The organism is Pseudomonas sp. GW821-FHT02B10 (assembly GCF_059421865.1).
The window spans coordinates 181,556-198,291 of the sequence record NZ_JBWKVU010000004.1 but is presented as its reverse complement, the minus strand read 5'-3'; the positions used below and the strand labels follow the sequence as shown (position 1 = coordinate 198,291).

Annotated in this window: 16 protein-coding genes and 1 tRNA gene; 6 read left to right on the top strand and 11 right to left on the bottom strand. The window is 60.5% G+C overall.

Features of this window, described 5'->3' with window-relative positions:
- Positions 1-27 precede the first annotated feature (27 nt).
- Together AC07VU_RS11405 and AC07VU_RS11400 are read right to left on the bottom strand one after the other, a co-directional pair.
- Positions 28-2,301, bottom strand: coding sequence for an FdhF/YdeP family oxidoreductase (locus AC07VU_RS11405; RefSeq protein ID WP_253365015.1), 2,274 nt, complete (start codon positions 2,299-2,301; stop codon positions 28-30).
- Between the two features lie 333 nt (positions 2,302-2,634).
- Complete coding sequence (locus AC07VU_RS11400) at positions 2,635-3,531, bottom strand: DMT family transporter (protein WP_457276728.1); 897 nt, start codon at positions 3,529-3,531, stop codon at positions 2,635-2,637.
- Between the two features lie 132 nt (positions 3,532-3,663).
- On the opposite strand from AC07VU_RS11400, the gene AC07VU_RS11395 reads away from it, so the two are divergent.
- Together AC07VU_RS11395 and AC07VU_RS11390 are read left to right on the top strand one after the other, a co-directional pair.
- Positions 3,664-4,101, top strand: coding sequence for an Lrp/AsnC family transcriptional regulator (locus AC07VU_RS11395; RefSeq protein ID WP_087091584.1), 438 nt, complete (start codon positions 3,664-3,666; stop codon positions 4,099-4,101).
- Between the two features lie 83 nt (positions 4,102-4,184).
- Positions 4,185-4,514 carry a YceK/YidQ family lipoprotein gene (locus AC07VU_RS11390; protein WP_277589185.1) on the top strand — a complete coding sequence of 110 codons (330 nt, stop codon included), beginning with the start codon at positions 4,185-4,187 and terminating at the stop codon, positions 4,512-4,514.
- A gap of 70 nt (positions 4,515-4,584) precedes the next feature.
- Here AC07VU_RS11390 and AC07VU_RS11385 read toward each other — a convergent pair whose 3' ends face one another.
- A complete protein-coding gene (locus AC07VU_RS11385; protein ID WP_007929309.1) occupies positions 4,585-5,256 on the bottom strand; it encodes a Bax inhibitor-1/YccA family protein in 672 nt (223 codons plus the stop codon).
- A gap of 123 nt (positions 5,257-5,379) precedes the next feature.
- On the opposite strand from AC07VU_RS11385, the gene AC07VU_RS11380 reads away from it, so the two are divergent.
- A tRNA-Ser gene (locus AC07VU_RS11380) sits at positions 5,380-5,467 on the top strand.
- 151 nt (positions 5,468-5,618) lie between these two features.
- Here AC07VU_RS11380 and AC07VU_RS11375 read toward each other — a convergent pair.
- The 7 genes from AC07VU_RS11375 to AC07VU_RS11345 form a co-directional block, all read right to left on the bottom strand.
- Positions 5,619-6,158: a GNAT family N-acetyltransferase gene (locus AC07VU_RS11375; RefSeq protein WP_495029866.1), complete on the bottom strand. Its 540-nt coding sequence runs from the start codon at positions 6,156-6,158 to the stop codon at positions 5,619-5,621.
- Between the two features lie 335 nt (positions 6,159-6,493).
- Entirely contained in the window at positions 6,494-6,685 is a 192-nt protein-coding gene (locus AC07VU_RS11370) for a hypothetical protein (RefSeq protein WP_007929308.1), read from the bottom strand.
- 131 nt (positions 6,686-6,816) lie between these two features.
- A complete protein-coding gene (locus tag AC07VU_RS11365; protein ID WP_277589187.1) occupies positions 6,817-7,233 on the bottom strand; it encodes a bleomycin resistance protein in 417 nt (138 codons plus the stop codon).
- A gap of 86 nt (positions 7,234-7,319) precedes the next feature.
- Positions 7,320-7,556 carry a hypothetical protein gene (locus AC07VU_RS11360; protein WP_007929299.1) on the bottom strand — a complete coding sequence of 79 codons (237 nt, stop codon included), beginning with the start codon at positions 7,554-7,556 and terminating at the stop codon, positions 7,320-7,322.
- A gap of 160 nt (positions 7,557-7,716) precedes the next feature.
- Positions 7,717-8,040, bottom strand: coding sequence for a hypothetical protein (locus tag AC07VU_RS11355; RefSeq protein WP_169834595.1), 324 nt, complete (start codon positions 8,038-8,040; stop codon positions 7,717-7,719).
- Positions 8,041-8,198: 158 nt separating this feature from the next.
- Positions 8,199-8,471, bottom strand: a complete 273-nt coding sequence (locus tag AC07VU_RS11350) for a hypothetical protein (RefSeq protein ID WP_101338460.1) — start codon at positions 8,469-8,471, stop codon at positions 8,199-8,201.
- A gap of 97 nt (positions 8,472-8,568) precedes the next feature.
- A complete protein-coding gene (locus tag AC07VU_RS11345; protein ID WP_150052174.1) occupies positions 8,569-10,140 on the bottom strand; it encodes a L,D-transpeptidase family protein in 1,572 nt (523 codons plus the stop codon).
- Positions 10,141-10,281: 141 nt separating this feature from the next.
- On the opposite strand from AC07VU_RS11345, the gene AC07VU_RS11340 reads away from it, so the two are divergent.
- A complete protein-coding gene (locus AC07VU_RS11340; RefSeq protein WP_009044554.1) occupies positions 10,282-10,995 on the top strand; it encodes a murein L,D-transpeptidase catalytic domain family protein in 714 nt (237 codons plus the stop codon).
- Between the two features lie 12 nt (positions 10,996-11,007).
- Here AC07VU_RS11340 and nosR read toward each other — a convergent pair whose 3' ends face one another.
- Entirely contained in the window at positions 11,008-12,366 is a 1,359-nt protein-coding gene (gene nosR, locus AC07VU_RS11335; protein WP_274303952.1) for a response regulator c-di-GMP phosphodiesterase, NosR family, read from the bottom strand.
- A gap of 213 nt (positions 12,367-12,579) precedes the next feature.
- Here nosR and AC07VU_RS11330 point away from each other — a divergent pair, with 213 nt between their 5' ends.
- Both AC07VU_RS11330 and AC07VU_RS11325 read left to right on the top strand, forming a co-directional pair.
- Positions 12,580-14,856 carry a GGDEF/EAL domain-containing response regulator gene (locus AC07VU_RS11330; RefSeq protein ID WP_495029967.1) on the top strand — a complete coding sequence of 759 codons (2,277 nt, stop codon included), beginning with the start codon at positions 12,580-12,582 and terminating at the stop codon, positions 14,854-14,856.
- The gene (locus tag AC07VU_RS11325; protein ID WP_277589188.1) at positions 14,853-16,721 is read left to right on the top strand and encodes a putative bifunctional diguanylate cyclase/phosphodiesterase; all 1,869 of its coding nucleotides are present in this window, start codon (positions 14,853-14,855) and stop codon (positions 16,719-16,721) included. Before AC07VU_RS11330 ends, AC07VU_RS11325 begins: the two co-directional genes overlap by 4 nt.
- Positions 16,722-16,736: the final 15 nt, after the last annotated feature.

The window sequence follows — 16,736 nt, the reverse complement described above, 5'->3', positions numbered from 1 at the left end:
TGCGCCCCCTTCCCTGGATCGCCAGGGTCAGTTCAGCGTCGAGCGCACAATCCGTACCGGAACCGATTTGTAGGACGGCGTCCCGCTATCCACGTCGATGTAATCCAGCGGCACCAGCTGGTTGGCTTCGGGGTAATAGGCCGCGACCGAGCCCGGGGAAATCTTGTATTCGATCGCGGTGATTTTCTCGTAGCGCAGCTTGCGCCCCTGGGTGACCGTCTCGATATCCACCAGGTCGCCATGTGCCAGGCCACGGGCATCCAGGTCCGCTTGATTGATGAACAGCACGTCGCGCCGGCCGAAGACCCCGCGATAACGATCGTCCATGGCATAGATGGTGGTGTTGTACTGGTCATGGCTGCGAATGGTGATCAGGCGCAGGACGTCCGCGCCATCGACCACCTTGTCTTCATGCAGCCCGGGAAAGACAAAGAATTCGGCCTTGCCCGAGGGCGTGAGCCATATGCGCTCGGTGGGCGGCAGCGGCATGCGGAACCCGCCCGGCACGCGGATGCGCTGGTTGAACGCCTCGAAGCCGGGCACCGTTTTCTCGATCAGGTCGCGGATCTTGTCGTAGTCGGCGACCAGTTCCTGCCAGGGCACCTTGCTGCCTGGCAGCGTGGCCCGGGCAATGCCGGCCACTATCGCCGGTTCCGAGCGCAGGAACTCGGATGCCGGGGTCAGCTTGCCGGCCGATGCGTGGACCATCGACATCGAATCCTCGACGGTGATCGACTGGCGCATCCCGTCCTGTACGTCCAATTCGGTGCGACCCAGGCAGGGAAACAGATAGGACTCCTTGGCGACCAGCAGATGGGAGCGATTGAGCTTGGTGCCGATATGCACGCTCAGGTCGAGCTTGCCCATGGCCGGAAAACACTGGCCCGGATCGGGCAAGGCGACGGCGAAATTGCCTCCCAGGCAAATCAGCGCCTTGGCCGTGCCCGCGATCATGGCCTGCATGGCTTTTACCGAATCGTGGCCGTGGGCCGCTGGCGGCTTGAAGCCGAATACTTTCTCCAGCCTGTCGAGAAATGCCTTCGACGGTTTCTCGGTAATGCCCACGGTCCGATTGCCCTGGACATTGGAATGGCCGCGCAACGGGCAAATACCCGCGCCAGGCTTGCCAAAGTTACCGCGCAACATCAGCAGGTCACAGATCAGCCGGACATTGGCCGTGCCTTCGTTGTGCTGGGTGATGCCCATGCCGTAGGTGACGATGGTGGCGTTGGATTTTGCGTAAGCGGCGGCGACCTTTTCCAGCTCGGCCTGCTGCAGGCCGCTGGCCTGTTCTATATCGGGCCAGGCCGTGGCGTGCAGATCGGCGACCAGCTCGTCGAAACCCTGGGTGTGCTGGGCGATGAAGTCATGGTCGAGGACTTCGCCCACCGTCCGCTCCAGCTCCAGCAGCGCCTTCATGATCCCCTTGATCGCCGCCGCGTCGCCTCCGGCTTTTACCTGGAAGTAGGACGAGGCGATCCGGGTGGAGCCGTAAGTCGCCATTTCAACCATGTTCTGCGGATCGGCAAAGCGCTCGAGCGCGCGTTCGCGCAGGGGGTTGAAGACCATGATCGGCACCTTGCGCCGCGAGGCCTCGTGCAGCGTGCCCATCATGCGTGGGTGGTTGGTGCCGGGGTTGTGGCCGATGGAGATGATCAGTTCGCAGGTATCGAAGTCGTCCAGCGACACCGTGCCTTTGCCGATACCGATGGATCGCGGCAGCCCGACGCTGGTCGGTTCGTGGCACATGTTGGAACAATCGGGAAAGTTGTTGCTGCCGTATTCCCGGATGAACAGCTGGTACAGATAGGCCGCTTCATTGGAGGCCCTGCCAGAGGTATAGAACTCGACCTGCTCCGGTTGCAGCCCCCGGAGTATCTCGCCTATTCGCGCGAACGCCGCCTCCCATTCGACCGGCTGGTAGGTGTCGCTGGCACGGTCATATACCAGGGGATGGGTGATACGTCCCAGGTCCTCCAGCTCGTAATCGCTGCGGTGCAATAACGAGGCGACCGGATGATTGGCGAAGAAGTCCGGGGTGACCCGCTTGTTGGTCGCCTCCCAGGTCACCGCCTTGGCGCCGTTTTCACAGAACTGGAAGGTGGATTTGTGCTCCTTGTCAGGCCAGGCGCAGCCTGGGCAGTCGAAGCCATCAGGCTGGTTGGTGCGCATCAGGGTGATGGGCGCCTTCAGCGTATCCATCTGCTCTCGAACCGCTGTCGCGGTGGCCTTGAGCGCCCCCCAGCCGCCAGCGGGGCCGTCGTAGTTACGAACACCGGGTACCTTGCGTCGAGTCGTCATGATCGCTCCCCATACGCCCCCTGCCCTGTAGACAAGAAGCATTGGTTGCCTGGGATCCGCCGCCATGGCGGCATTCGGTAACGACCTACCGACCCGAATCGGGGGGCGGTAGATGTCACACCTGAACAGCAAAAAAGACACGCAACCCAGAACCGGGTTTGAGGACTTGAAACCTTTGAATCAACGACGAAGGGTTGCGCTTGAATCTTTCAACCTGAGTTAAAACCTTAGTGGTGCGTCCCCGCCTGTCAAGGCAATAAATAGCTGGTAAATCGGGTAGTTACTTATCATTCGTATTAATTCGGCGACCAGTCACTCACCGGAACCCAACGCTCACTGTGCCGCCACCCGACGGCGCAAGCCCAGGCTCCAGCCCTGCTGCATGCCAGCGGCCGCCAGCAGGATGGCGATCACGCCGATCCATTGCAGCAGTTCCAGGCGATGGCCGAAGGCGAACCAGTCGACGAAGATCGCCGCGATCGGATAGATGAACGACAGCGCGCCGGTCAGCGCGGTCGGCAGTTTCTGGATCGCGCCGTACAGCAGCACGTACATCACCCCGGTATGGACGATGCCCAGGGTCAGCAGGCTGGCCCAGGCCTCCGGTGCCGTGGGCAGCGCCGAGAAGTTGGCCCAGGGCGCCAGCAACAACACCCCGGTGCAGACCTGGATCAACGCGATCAGGTGCGGCGGCGTGCCGGTCAGGCGCTTGATCAAGAGCGCGGCGAAGGCATACAGCAGGGCCGCCCCCAGCGCCAGGGCGATTCCCAGCAGATAGTCATTGCCCGCCGCGCCCTGCTCGCCATGGGCGCTGACGATCGCCAGCATCCCGGCGAAGGAAATGCTCAGCCAGAACAGTTTCTGCGCGGTGATTTTCTCGCCGAGGAACAGCGCCGCCAGCCCCACCAGCATGAACGGCTGGACGTTGTAGACCGCGGTGCCGATGGCGATCGAGGCCCGGGAATAGGAGGCGAACAGCAGCACCCAGTTGCCGACGATGGCGACACCGCTGAGCACGGCGAGGAGAAAGGTGGTGCGCGTCAGGATGCCGGGGCGCAGAAAGCCGAAGCCGGCACAGATCAGCAGCAGGGTCGCCGCGCCGAACATGCAGCGCCAGAACACCACGTCCAGCACCGGCTGCCCGGACACCAGCACGAACCAGCCGATGGTGCCGGAAATCAACATGGCGGCGGTCATTTCCAGTGAGCCGCGGCGTAACAATTTGTCCATGATCACTCTCCTCAACAAGAGCCAAAAGTATGACAATCGGCTCCTGCCCCGCTCAAGACTCAACGGTAGGCTAAAATCGGCTTACACCTTTTTTATCAAGGTATTTCTTAGGTTTTACCTAATGAGGCTGACATGATCGACGAGATTGACCAGGCGCTGATCAGCGCCCTGATGGAAGATTCACGCCGTTCGCTCAAGGCCCTGGCGCAGATCAGCGGACTGTCCTCGCCCAGCGTCGCCGAACGCCTGCGACGCCTGGAAGAGCGTGGTGTGCTCAAGGCCTATACCGTCGAAGTCGACCCGAAGTTCTTCGGTTATCAATTGCAGGCCATCGTGCGCATTCGGCCGCTGCCGGGGAAACTCCAGGAAGTCGAACGACAGATCCTGGCCATCCCCGAGTTCACCGAATGCGACAAGGTCACGGGCGAGGACTGCTTTATCGCCCGCCTGCATGTACGCAACATGGAGCAACTGGACAGCCTGCTCGACCACCTCAACAGCTGCGCGGAAACCAACACCGCGATCGTCAAGAAAAGCCCGGTGAAACGGCGGTTGCCGCCGATGGCGTAATGCCTGGGCTCACACACGGCGTTTGCCCCCTGGCACCCAAAAACTGGCTAGACTCAGGGCCTCATCGACGAAGGATTCGCACCGTGAAAACCTCTTTTCTGTTGCTGGCGGCATTGATGCTCTCAGGTTGTGGAACCATCGATACCGTCTTCAGGGAGGATGCGGTGGCCAGCGAGAAACTCAAGGAGCGAAAATCGTACTGCGGTGGCGTCCCTCGTATCTACAGTGGCGTGACTTACGATTTCTGCAGCCTGCACGCCCCTGAGCCAGAGAACGGCGCAACTCATACCGGCCCGGCCTCGAACCAAGCCATGCTGCTCGACATGGCCGTCTCAGGCGTACTCGACACCTTGCTGTTGCCCTACACCATCTATCAGCAACAAACCGATGGCAGTCTGATCATTGCCGAATAGCGTCCCGGACGTTCAGATCGCAGACAACAAAAAGCCCGCCGAAGCGGGCTTTTTGTTTCAGGCTTGACGATCAGTCGTCGCGACCCATGATGCCGAACAGCTGCAACAGGCTGACGAACAGGTTGTAGATCGATACATACAGGCTGATGGTCGCCATGATGTAGTTACGCTCGCCGCCATGGATGATGGCGCTGGTCTGGTACAGGATGCACACCGAGGAGAACAGCACGAAGCCCGCGCTGATCGCCAGTTGCAGACCGCTGATCTGGAAGAACAGGCTGGCCAGCGTCGCGCCCAGCAGGACGAAGAAACCGGCGGTGATGAAACCACCGAGGAAGCTCATGTCCTTGCGGGAGATCAGCACGTAGGCCGACAGACCACCAAATACCAGGGCGGTCATCGCAAAGGCCGAGCTGACCACTTCAGCGCCGCCCTGCATGCCCAGGTAACGGTTGAGGATCGGGCCGAGCAGAAAGCCCATGAAACCGGTCAGGGCAAACGCCGACACCAGGCCCCAGGCCGAATCACGGAGTTTGTTGGTGAGGAAGAACAGACCGTAGAAACCGATCAGCACCACGAAAATGTTCGGGTAACCGACCCGCATCTGCTGGGCCACGTAAGCCATCACGCCGCTGAAGGCGAGAGTGAGAGCGAGTAGGCCGTAGGTGTTGCGCAGGACGCGGCTAACTTCTAGCTGCTCGGCCTGCACGCTGTTATTAACTGCGTAATCCTGTTCGCGCATGGCGACACTCCTGTTGGTTTGAAACGTTCAGTGGCAAAGATCATAACAGACGCTCTGCAACAAGCTATGTACAGAGTTTGACAGTGTGTTTCATTCAGGTATTATGGCGCCCGCAACAAAAACGGAGGTGTGGCCGAGTGGTTTAAGGCAACGGTCTTGAAAACCGTCGACTGTAACAGGTCCATGAGTTCGAATCCCATCGCCTCCGCCATATTCGTCACGCTAAAGCCCCGATCATTCGGGGCTTTTTCGTTTCTGGGGCTTGAGGATCGATGCTGCTTTTGGGAGTCCCACCGCAAAGGTAACCAGCGTCTACAGCGCAACATGGATGGTGAAGGCCTTGCCGCCGTTGTTGTGCGGAGTTAATTCAAAAACCTCACAAAAATCAGCTCTGGATCACCAGGGTCAAGATTCTCCACAGACCCGCTGTATTGATATCCAAGCTGTACCAACAATTGCCGCATGGGTGCATTGGACGTGTTGGTCGAAGTGAAGATCTTTCTGGCAGAGGAACAATGCTCTAAGTGAGCAACGATTTGCCGACCTACACCAGAACGTCTATGGGCGTTTGAGACGACTACAAGCGGGATGAACCACTCCCCGAAAAAACTTTTGTCCAAACAGCCGTAACCGATCGGGACACTGGGATCGCTCGTCTCACAAGCAACCCAGCATTCACCCGTGCCTACTACCCTTTCTATTTGTGCTCGGCGGCCGTGGTCTTTTGCCGCGATAGGATCCACACGCACCAACCATTCGATATCGCTCAAGACGGCCTGTCTGATTTGCCAATTCATGATCGCGTCCCTCCGGTCAAATTCGCCGGAGTTTACTTCAGCTTCAATGCCCCAGATGCCATTACGCTCAGCGATAGTTCTGATGGAAAGCACAAATGCAACCATGAACTGGCTAATTGACGCTGGTTACATTGGGTACGCCGAAGACCCAGAGCATCTACAGCACGCTATATGGCACTCGCAGCACAATGCATGACAGACCCAAACCTCACTTGCTGCCAGTGCGCGACCACTGATCATCCATAGCGCCCGCTGTATTGGCGACTATCAGCGCCACGACACAGGCAAACAACGTGAACACGGCAAAGGCCCCCATCACATGCAAGTAAGGCAGTGCGTACTACAGAGCACCGTCATCGTTACGGGTATAACAGTCTGCAAACCTTGGTCATGTGCAAGGAGGAGGATGCAAAAAGCCCAGCACTCTGGCTGGGCTTCGATTATTTTCTACATGCCATCATCTTGTCGGCGAGAGTTTTGGCTCTTTCGATCAACAGGTTCTGCCTGTCTTCATGAGTGGCCTCTCCTACGACCGGTGCCGTCAGATTACTTTCGGCAATCAACGCAGCGCAGAAGTATTGATCCCAGACTCTTTGCTCAGACGCCTGTTTGCTTACTTGGTCGGCGATCATATGGGGGCTCCTTTTGACGAGGTAGCACCGTCATTTTACGCCTCAATCGCCAACAGCCCCCGCGCTAGCGGATAGCCGGCAAACGGTGTGGAGCCAATTGGACTACACAGGTTTCCGGCGCCGCCTGGCAGCTATTTCACGCCAATATTCTGCGCAAAACGAAGCAGATAGCCATCGGGATCCAGGACCAGGAAATTCCTCTGCCCGAACTGTCGATCATGGCTGCGGTACCAATGTTCTTCGACAGGTCTCCTGATCGGGCAACCGGCGGCCTCAAGCGCGGAAACCAGGGCCGACACATCCGGACACTCGATGGAAAGGTTCATGCCTCGGCCATAGGGAAGCTCCAGGGGCCCCACACGCCAGGGCGAATCGTCATGCCAGTCCTGCTCCAGCATGATCTGGCTGTTGCCAAAGGAGAGAAAGGCAAACTGGTCCTCGGGCCGGTCGTACTCAACCCTGAAACCCAACACATCACAGTAGAAATACAGACTCTGCTGCAAGTCCGAAACGATCAGTTCCGGCACCAGGGCGTTCAACTTGAACATGTTCTTGTATCCATTCAGTTCCTTGGCCGGCCAATCTACCCTGGATCTCTGTCATTGCCGGCTTATTTAGCACTCGGCATTACTGGTCATTGAACCTTCTGCCCGCTGCCAATCTTCTTGGCCCGGTCGATCCCCCACTCAAATGCATCTTCCATGTCCAGGCCATCCGGGGCCAGGTCATTGTCTTCGACGATAACGCTACCATCCGGCTTGTAGATGCCGATGAACATCTTGAGCGAGCCATCTCTGAGGATCTCTGATCGCACCTTGATCTTGCATCCATTCGAAAGCGTTTCACTGTGATTCAAATGACGCTCAGTCATGGCCGCATCCCTCAGTAAATGAAGTTCGAGTAAGGCACAGCCCATTGATTCACGCCAGTCTATGGCCCCCCATCAAGGGTTAGAGACGACAGGTCCGATTTTGCGAAGGCAATAAAAAGCCCCGCACAGTGGCGAGGCCAATCCTCTATCTGTCAGCGCTTCAGCCGGCAGGTTTCAGTGGTGCCGGGGCGGCCATGACATAACGAGACATCAGGTAAGCCACCAGCCCGCCCAACCCCGCGCCCGCCGCATCCGCCAGAAACAGCGCCAGTTGCGAAGCCGAATGCTGGTAGACCCTGCACATCGCCACCCAGGCGTTCTCCATGAAGCCGGAAGCCCAGTCCCAACCGCAGGGGTAGACCATCAAGAAGGCCAGCCCGGCGAGGGTGATCCATCCGGACAACCTGGACGGAGTCTGCGAGAAGACGAACCGGGCCAGCTGGCAGATACCGACAAAGAGCCAGGCCGCCAGCATGCTTCTCATGAATTGGTCGAATAACTCGAAAAAGGCCATGGCGCCCTACGCTGAAAAATCACCGAGCGATGATAGCCATTCGTGTCGCCATAAAAAACCCGGCGCAGCGGCCGGGTTTTCATCAATCGTTTAACGGTGCCCGTAGGCGGCCCCAGCGCCGGCCTTCCTTAACGTCCAGCGGCCTGGCAAGCTCCTGCACCCTCTTCCCCGGCTCCAACTGCGACCTGGACCAGGGCTTCCAGCAAGGCCTCGGTGTGATTGATCGATTCCCGGATCTCATCGAAGGCATCCTCCAGATCGCGCACCTTCGCTGTCGCCGAAGCGCCGCACAGGGCTTGCTGGATCTGGAACTCATCCTGTTTGAATTGCAGGACATTGGCCCGCAGGCCTTCGATACGAAGGGACAACTGCGAGATGTGATGACGGCGACGCTGAACCATTTCCGATTCTCCTTCATGGTCCTCTTACTTATTCAGATCGTCACGCGCCGACAGATGTTCAGCGGTTCCTGACCAAAGGCACACAGTGGCCAAGCCCTCAAAGCTTGCTGTCCAGCGCCACCAGCAAGGCCGCGTCCCGTCCGTAGATGTCCGGGGCATAGGACAGCTGGCCATGACTGTCGGCTTGCGCCGTCCAGTACGTGAGCAGGATCGGTACCGGCGTCGATAGCCTGAACTCATGAGTGAGCCCGGTGCTCAGCAATTCGTCGGTGCGCACCCGTTCCGCCGGGCTCACCAGCAGATCGCGCAGCTGCAACGCATGCTCGACCCGCACGCAGCCCGAACTGAAGGCCCTTGGCCCCTTGTTGAACAGCGCCTGGCTGGGCGTGTCGTGCAGGTACACCGAGAACGGGTTGGGGAAGCGGATCGCCATCTGCCCCAGCGGGTTTCTCGGTCCGGCTTCCTGGCGCAGGAGAATATTGCCGGGGTTGTCCCAGTCGATATCCTCCACCGCCAGGGGATGCCCTTCGCTGTCGAGCACCTGCAGGTTCTGCCGATTGAGGAAGGACTGGTCGCGGCGAATTTCCGGCAGCTTGTCTTCGCGGAAAATGGTCGGCGGCACCGTCCAGGTCGGGTTCAGGGTCAGGCGCGTGACCTGGGATTTCAACAGTGGCGTCTGGCGCTCGGCACGCCCCACCTGGGTCCGGGTCTGCCAGACCGGCACGCCGCCCTGATAGACGATCAACTGCGCCGCGGCCAGGTTGACCAGCAGGCTGTCGGGCTCCATGTCCTGCGCCAGCCAGCGAAAGCGCTCGAGGTTGATGCGCAGCTGTTCGCGGCGCATCTGCGGGCTGATGTTCAGTTCATTCAAGGTCCCCGCGCCGATCACCCCATCGGCTTGCAGCGAATGGCTGAGCTGGAAGCTTTTCACCGCACTCACCAGGTCGCTGCTGTAAAGGGTGTCGCCTTCGTTGGCGAGGGTGCCCAGGTACCCCTCCTTGAACAGCCGTTGCGCCAGTTCCGGCACTCGCGCGTCCTGCATCTGCGGACGCAACAGCGGCCCGCTGGGAAGGGGCTGCCAATGGGGCAACGCCAGCTGGCGCTGCTGGGCATACAGCTGGCGCAGATTCTGATATTGCTCGAGGCTCGGCCGCGCCAGCGCGAAGGCCGCCGGGATGTCCTGCAGGCCGGGCCCGGCGATGGCAAGCACCTGCGCCTGGCGATCCAGCTGTGAGGGATGGGCGTGCCACATCGGCTCGAAACGGGCCTGCGACAGACGGCCGTAATGCAGGTCATGCAGGGCCTGCAGGTAATGCTGGCTGAAGCTCAAATCGGCGCACAGCGCGTCGCCCGCGAGCGCACTGGCCGGTGACCGGTAGTCGGCCGGGTCCAGGCCATCGTCGGCCAGTTGCTGCAACTGTGCCTGCAACGCCTCCAAACGTGCGCTGGACGACCAGACCGGCTGGTCACCCTGCTGTTGGTAAAAAGCCTGTAACAGGCTCTGGGCGGGAATGTCCAGGTGTACCGCCAACCCCGGACAGGCGGCGGACAATCGAGTGAATACCTGTTGCACAGGGTTCTCATGATCGACCGGTACATCCTGAGCAGTCGCGACCAACGGCGCAGCGAGCAGGAAAAGGCTCAAGTAACATGCGTGTTTTTTGAACAACTGCTTTACTCCAATCATGGCCATCATTGTGATGGTCAACCTCGGCAGTGGCTGCGAAAAATCATCCAACCACCTGTAACCAGAACTGCCAGGAGAGCGACAGGACGTCAGGAGCCAAAGTGACTGTGGGGACACTCTAGAATGCTGACCTTCTTGCGCCGGCTCTGTCTGGCAATGACCACCCTAGGCGCGATCTGCAGCCCCGCGCTCGCCGCCAACAACACGACTCCGCTGCTTTACAACAGCCTCGCCCACGCCGCTCCAGAACTCAATCCCCAAGTGTTGAAAAGTGCCTTGAGCGCCATGCAATGCGCAGTCAACAGCGGTGCCAGGCAGGCCCGGCACCTGGCGGTCATCGACTATTCGCAACCTTCCACCGCCCGCCGCCTGTGGATCTTCGACTTGAATAAAAGAACCCTGGTGCTGCGCGACCTGGTCGCCCACGGGCAGAAATCCGGGGAGAACTTCGCTACCCAGTTTTCCAATCGCATGGGCAGTTTCCAGTCCAGCCTCGGCCTGTTCCGCACCCAGGAAAGTTATGAAGGCAGCCACGGTTATTCGCTGCGCATGGACGGCCTGGAGCCAGGCTTCAATGACCTCGCCCGCGATCGGGATATCGTGATTCACGCGGCCGACTATGTGAGCCCCCTGTGGAGCCGACGCCAAGGGCGCATCGGCCGCAGCCTGGGTTGCCCGGCCGTGCGTCCGCAGGTGGCGCGCCAGGTGATCGACCGCCTCAAGGACGGTCAGTTCATGTTTTCCTGGTACCCCGACCAGCGTTGGCTGAAATCCTCACCCTATCTCAACTGCCAGCCACGCCAGGTGGCCAGCATTGTCGCCGCCAGCGGCGGTTAACCCGTTTGCTCCTTAACCGGCGGCCGAGACCGCCGTTTCCGACTCTTCGGGTATTTTGACGAAGATGCTGTACTTCGCCCCTTCCATCGCTTCGAAGGCGATGAGCTTGTCCACCAGCGGGCCGCTCAGCACCTTGCCGGCATTGAGCAACAGCATGCCATTGTCGGCATTCAGGTTGCGCGCCAGGGTCATGCCCGGGGCCAGGTCGCGCGTCGTCAGGACCCTGACCGTCGGATCGGCCAGGGTGACATCGCTCTGATAAGCCGCGCAAACGCCGACGAAATCCTCCACCAGGTCGGGGTCGTAGAGTTTGCCGGCGTATTTGCGAATGAACAGCAGCGCCTCATCGCTGTTCATCTGCCGTTCGAGTATCAGCCCGCGTTGCAGCTCGATGAAGTCCACGGCCAGCTTGAGCCAGCGCGAGCCCAGCGGAATGGCCTCGCCCTTGAGATGATCGGGAAAACCACTGCCATCCCAGCGTTCCTGGTGATGCAGGATGATGCGCGCCGCGTCCTTCATCGGCTCCAGGGTCATCAGCAGCGACTCGCTCTGCTTCGGGTAGGCCCGGTACAGGTCGCGCTCGTTGTGGTGCAGCAAGTCCGCGGGCGCGGTCATCATGCTGTCGGTCCAGCTCAGCTTGCCGATGTTGTACAGCGCGGCGGCCATGGTCATGTTGCGGCTGTCGGCTTCGTCCAGGCCATGGGTGATGCAATAGACACGAATCAGCTCAATGATCTGCCGGTTGGTCTGCTTGGCCTTGGGCAAGCGCAGGTTGGCCAGCAGCGAAAACACCTCGGTACCGGTCACGTAGCTGCGCTTGAGCTCTTCATACGCCAGATCGAGCATGTCGGCGGTCTGTTGCAGTTCGGCGGTGCGCGCCGCCACATGCTTTTCCAGGGTCGAGTTGAGGGTTTTCAATTGCTCGTTCTGTTGCCGGGTCAGGGCTTCCAGACGCTGGCGCTCGCTTTCGGAATTGTGATGGGCCAGGGCCTGGCGCAGCGTCACCAGCATGTCCTCGTCGTTCCAGGGCTTGCTGATATACCGATGGATCTGCCCTTCGTTGATGGCCTTGGCGATCAAGGCCATGTCGGCATAACCAGTGAGCAGGATGCGCAGCGTCGATGGATAACGCTGATGGATATGGGCCAGCAAGGTCGCACCGTCCATGCTCGGCATGCGGGCGTCACTCATGACCACGTCGACCGGCCGTTGTTCGAGGATCTCCAGGGCCTTGGCACCGCTGTCGGCCAACAGGATGTCGTAAGGCTGGCTGCGTAACAGCCGACGAAGGCTATTGAGAATCGATTCCTCATCGTCGACCAGCAGTACCGTCGGTCTGTCCTGGGCTGTGCCCGCTGTATGTTCTTCCATGGTTCCCCCTCCCCTTTGACTGCGATCAGACCCGCCTTCTGGGACAGGCTAGATGACTTGTAGTGTTTCGGCATGAATTCGACGCCGGCCGATTAGCGCATACGGGGGAGCCTGACTATGCTCAAGGCCAAAATGGACTGCATGTTCAGGAAGCAGGAAGGGAAGCCCGATGAGCTTATATACAAGGTGTCCGCACCGAGTTGGGGCACGCCGATGATGGCGTCGGCAGACCGGACCAACCGGCGAATTCTGATCGTCGACGACACGACGTCGATCCACGAGGATTTTCGCAAGATCCTCGCCTGCACGGATGCCCCCGGGGACAGCCTCAGCGACGCTGAAGCCGCCCTGTTCGGTACGCCCGTCAGTGCCTCGCTGGAGCATTTTTTCCTCGACTCGGCGTTTCAGGGCCGGGAGGCGCTGGACAAGGTGCAGGCAGCGCTGGATCACGATGCGCCTTATGCCATGGCGTTCATCGACATGCGCATGCCGCCCGGCTGGGACGGCCTGGAAACCATCGAGCGGCTGTGGCAGGTCGACCCCAAGCTGCAAATCGCCCTGTGCACCGCCTACTCCGACTATTCTTGGGAAGACATCGCCGAGCGCCTGCAACTGGGCGACCGCCTACTGATCCTGAAAAAGCCCTTCGACGCCATCGAGATCCGCCAGATGGCCAGCGCCCTGACCGTAAAATGGCAGATGACCGAAGACGCCGAACTGAAAATGGACCAGCTGGAGCAAGCGGTCGAGGAACGCACCCGCGAGTTGGCCGACGCCAACATCATCGTGCAGAACAGCCCCACCATCCTCTATCGCCTGCGGGGCGAGCCATCGTTCACCCTGATGTACATCTCCCACAACATCACCAAGTTCGGCCATGTGGCGGCGCAACTGGTGGCCTCGGCCGACTGGGCCCAGACCCTGATCCACCCCGACGACCAGGCCAAGGTCAAGAACGCCATGCTGCGGATCCTCGATCGGGATGTGGCGGGAGCCTCCATCGAGTTCCGCATGCGCACCGGCGATGGTGCCTTTCGCTGGGTGGAAAACCGCTATATTCCGGTACGCAACGACCAGGGCCAATTGGTCGAGGTGGAAGGGATCATCCTCGACATTACCGAACGCAGGCTGGCCGAAGAAAAAATGGCCCTGATGGCCCGCACCGACAGCCTGACCGGGCTGGCCAACCGCGCCACCCTGATCGAGCGCCTGCATCAGGCATTCGCCGCGGCCCGACGGGGAGCCGCGCCCTTCGCGATGTTTTACCTGGACCTGGACCACTTCAAGCGCATCAACGACACCCTCGGCCACCCCATTGGTGACTTGCTGCTGCAGGAAGTGGCCCGGCGCATCAAGGCCTGCACCCGGGAAAACGATGTGGTGGCGCGCCTGGGCGGCGACGAGTTCGCGATCCTGCAACTGGACGTCGACGAGGCCACGCATTGTGCCGCGCTGGCGACGAAAATCCGCGACACCCTGCTGCTCCCCTACTCCTTGGAAGGCAACGAGGTGCGCATCTCGGTGAGCATCGGCATCAGCCTCTACAGCCCGCAGACCCTGAGTGCCGACAGCCTGATGGCGCAGTCGGACATGGCGCTGTATCGCTCCAAGGACAAGGGCCGCAACCAGTTCCATTTCCACAGCGAGGAAATCAACCAGGAGGTCACGGAGCGGGTGACCCTGGCCAACGACCTGAAGCTGGCCCTGGAACGCGACGAACTGCACCTGCATTACCTGCCGGAAGTCGATCTCGGTACCGGCAGGATCCTCGGCATGGCGACCCAGGTTCGTTGGCTCCACCCCCTGCGCGGCTGGCTCGAGGCCGAGGATTTCATGCCCGCGGCCGAGAAGACTGGCATCGTCATCGCCCTCGGTCATTGGTTGCTGGACCAGGCCTGCCGGCAGATGCGCGCCTGGCGCGACCAGAACGTGGCACCGCCATTGATTGCGATCCATTTGTCCCTGGTCCAGCTCAAGACCGGGCCAGAACTGATCTACGACGTATTGCGCACCACCGCGCGCTGGGACCTGTGCCCGTGGGACCTGAGATTCGACGTGACCGAGGGCACCCTGGCCCAGACCAAGTGGACCCACAACGACATCCTGCCCAGGCTGTGCGAGCTGGGCGTGAAGATCGCCATCGACGATTTCGGCACCGAATATTCCTCGTTCGACTACCTCAAGACCTACAGGGTTAACCACCTCAAGCTTGCCCAGCGCTTTCTCGACAGCGCCAGCAGCGACCCGGACAACGCCATGACGCTGCGGGCCATCCTCAACTTCGCCCGCGAGGTGGGCATCGGGGTCACCGCTGAAGGGGTGGAAACCCAGGAGCAGCGTACGACCTTGATATCCAGCGGCACGTCACTGGGGCACTCGCTCGGTGCGGCGGTCGACAGCGACCAGGCTGGCGAACTGCTCAAGGCCAGGTCTGCTGCTGTGGATGGCAGCACCAGGTCGGCGGATCCGACGTCGGAGAATTTCAGGTGAGCCCGTTATCCGTGGTGCCCAATCGGCGAATTCTGATCATCGACGACACACCGGCGATCCATCAGGACTTTCGCAAGATTCTCAGCCCCGAAGACGAAGGGCCTCTGGGCAACACCGAAGCCTTGCTGCTGGGCGCCAGCCGCAGACCCCATCAGCACTTCGAGCTTGATTCGGCCTACCAGGGCGAGGAAGCCGTGGAACTGGTCAAGCGCGCCCAGGCCGAAGGCCGGCCGTATGCCCTGGCCTTTATCGACATGCGCATGCCACCCGGCTGGGATGGCCTGCAGACCATCGAGCATCTGTGGAAAACCGATCCGCAGTTGCAGATCGCCCTATGTACCGCGTTCTCCGATTACTCATGGGAAGCCATGGCCGAACGTATTGAGTTCGGCGACCAGTTGCTGATCCTGAAAAAGCCGTTCGACAGCCTCGAAATTCGCCAGATGGCCAGCGCCCTGACCTGGAAATGGCAGCTGGCGCAGGACGCGGCGAGCAAGATGCGCAACCTGGAACAGACCATCGAGGAACGGGTCCAGGAACTGCTGAGCGTGTCGCACCTGCTGCACTACGATGTGCTCACCGGGTTGCCCAACAGTACCTTGCTCGGTGATCGCCTGACCCAGCATCTGTCCCAGTCCCGCCGCCATGACCGCCAGTTGGCGGTGATGTTCATCGGCCTGGACCGTTTCAAGCGCATCAACAACGCACTCGGGCACCCGGCGGGAGACGAGATGCTCAAGCTCGTCGCCCGCAGCCTGGCGACCACGGTGCGCGAAACCGACTCGGTATTTCGCTACGGTTCGGACGAGTTCGTGGTGATTATCGGCGACATCCTGCACCCACAGCAGACCCGAGGGGTGGCCGAAAAACTCCTGGCCGCCATCAATACCCCTCATTCCGTGGCGGGCCACGACCTGACGGTCACCGCCAGTCTAGGCATCAGCATCTATCCCTACGATGGCGCCGATGCCGTAACGCTGATCAAGAACGCCGAGACGGCCATGCGCAACGTCAAGGACTGCGGCCCCAACAACTTCAGCTTTTTCATCGAAGACATGAACCTGCGCGCGCGCCAGCAACAGACCCTGGAAACCGGCCTGCGCCTGGCGTTACAGCGTGAGGAGTTCGTCCTGCACTACCAGCCCAAGCTGGACCTGGCGCGGGGCACGGTGGTCGGTGCCGAGGCGCTGGTGCGCTGGAACCGGCCCGGCCATGGCTGGGTGTTCCCCTCGGACTTCATCCCGGTGGCCGAAGACAGCGGGCTGATCGTCCCCCTCAGCCAATGGGTATTGCGTCGTGCCTGCCTGCAATCGCAGGCCTGGCAAGCGCAGGGCCTGCCGTCCATCTGCATGTCGGTGAATGTGTCGGCCATCGACTTCCGTCAGCACGACTATGTCGAACGCCTCACCCGCACGCTGGCCGAGACCGGGCTCGACCCGACGTTGCTGGAACTGGAAATCACCGAAAGCGTGCTGATGCAGAACGTCGACGCCACCATCGCCACGCTCTGCGCCATCAAGCAGCTGGGCGTGCGCCTGGCCATCGACGACTTTGGCACCGGCTACTCGAGCTTGAGCTACCTGCAGAAATTCCCGGTCGATGTGTTGAAGATCGACCAGTCGTTCGTGCGTGACCTGGGCACCGACAGCAACGACGCGAAACTGGTCAGCAGCATCATCGACCTGGGTAAAAGCCTCAACCTGAGCATCATCGCCGAAGGCGTGGAGACCGCCGAACAACTGGACTTTCTCAAGCGTCACCACTGCGAGGAAGGCCAGGGTTTCTACTTCAGCAAGGCCGTGGAGCCCGAGGCATTCGCCCGCTTTCTGACCGACTCCCAGCGACCTCACCTGCCCCATCCATGAAGTTGTGCCTGGTAA

What these genes read in the sequence shown, in the direction of transcription:
- AC07VU_RS11405 (WP_253365015.1), bottom strand. Translation starts at nt 2,301, where the DNA reads ATGACGACTCGACGCAAGGTACCCGGTGTTCGTAACTACGACGGCCCC.
- AC07VU_RS11400 (WP_457276728.1), bottom strand. Translation starts at nt 3,531, where the DNA reads ATGGACAAATTGTTACGCCGCGGCTCACTGGAAATGACCGCCGCCATG.
- AC07VU_RS11395 (WP_087091584.1), top strand. Translation starts at nt 3,664, where the DNA reads ATGATCGACGAGATTGACCAGGCGCTGATCAGCGCCCTGATGGAAGAT.
- AC07VU_RS11385 (WP_007929309.1), bottom strand. Translation starts at nt 5,256, where the DNA reads ATGCGCGAACAGGATTACGCAGTTAATAACAGCGTGCAGGCCGAGCAG.
- AC07VU_RS11375 (WP_495029866.1), bottom strand. Translation starts at nt 6,158, where the DNA reads ATGGTTGCATTTGTGCTTTCCATCAGAACTATCGCTGAGCGTAATGGC.
- AC07VU_RS11370 (WP_007929308.1), bottom strand. Translation starts at nt 6,685, where the DNA reads ATGATCGCCGACCAAGTAAGCAAACAGGCGTCTGAGCAAAGAGTCTGG.
- AC07VU_RS11365 (WP_277589187.1), bottom strand. Translation starts at nt 7,233, where the DNA reads ATGTTCAAGTTGAACGCCCTGGTGCCGGAACTGATCGTTTCGGACTTG.
- AC07VU_RS11360 (WP_007929299.1), bottom strand. Translation starts at nt 7,556, where the DNA reads ATGACTGAGCGTCATTTGAATCACAGTGAAACGCTTTCGAATGGATGC.
- AC07VU_RS11355 (WP_169834595.1), bottom strand. Translation starts at nt 8,040, where the DNA reads ATGAGAAGCATGCTGGCGGCCTGGCTCTTTGTCGGTATCTGCCAGCTG.
- AC07VU_RS11350 (WP_101338460.1), bottom strand. Translation starts at nt 8,471, where the DNA reads ATGGTTCAGCGTCGCCGTCATCACATCTCGCAGTTGTCCCTTCGTATC.
- AC07VU_RS11340 (WP_009044554.1), top strand. Translation starts at nt 10,282, where the DNA reads ATGCTGACCTTCTTGCGCCGGCTCTGTCTGGCAATGACCACCCTAGGC.
- nosR (WP_274303952.1), bottom strand. Translation starts at nt 12,366, where the DNA reads ATGGAAGAACATACAGCGGGCACAGCCCAGGACAGACCGACGGTACTG.
- AC07VU_RS11330 (WP_495029967.1), top strand. Translation starts at nt 12,580, where the DNA reads ATGATGGCGTCGGCAGACCGGACCAACCGGCGAATTCTGATCGTCGAC.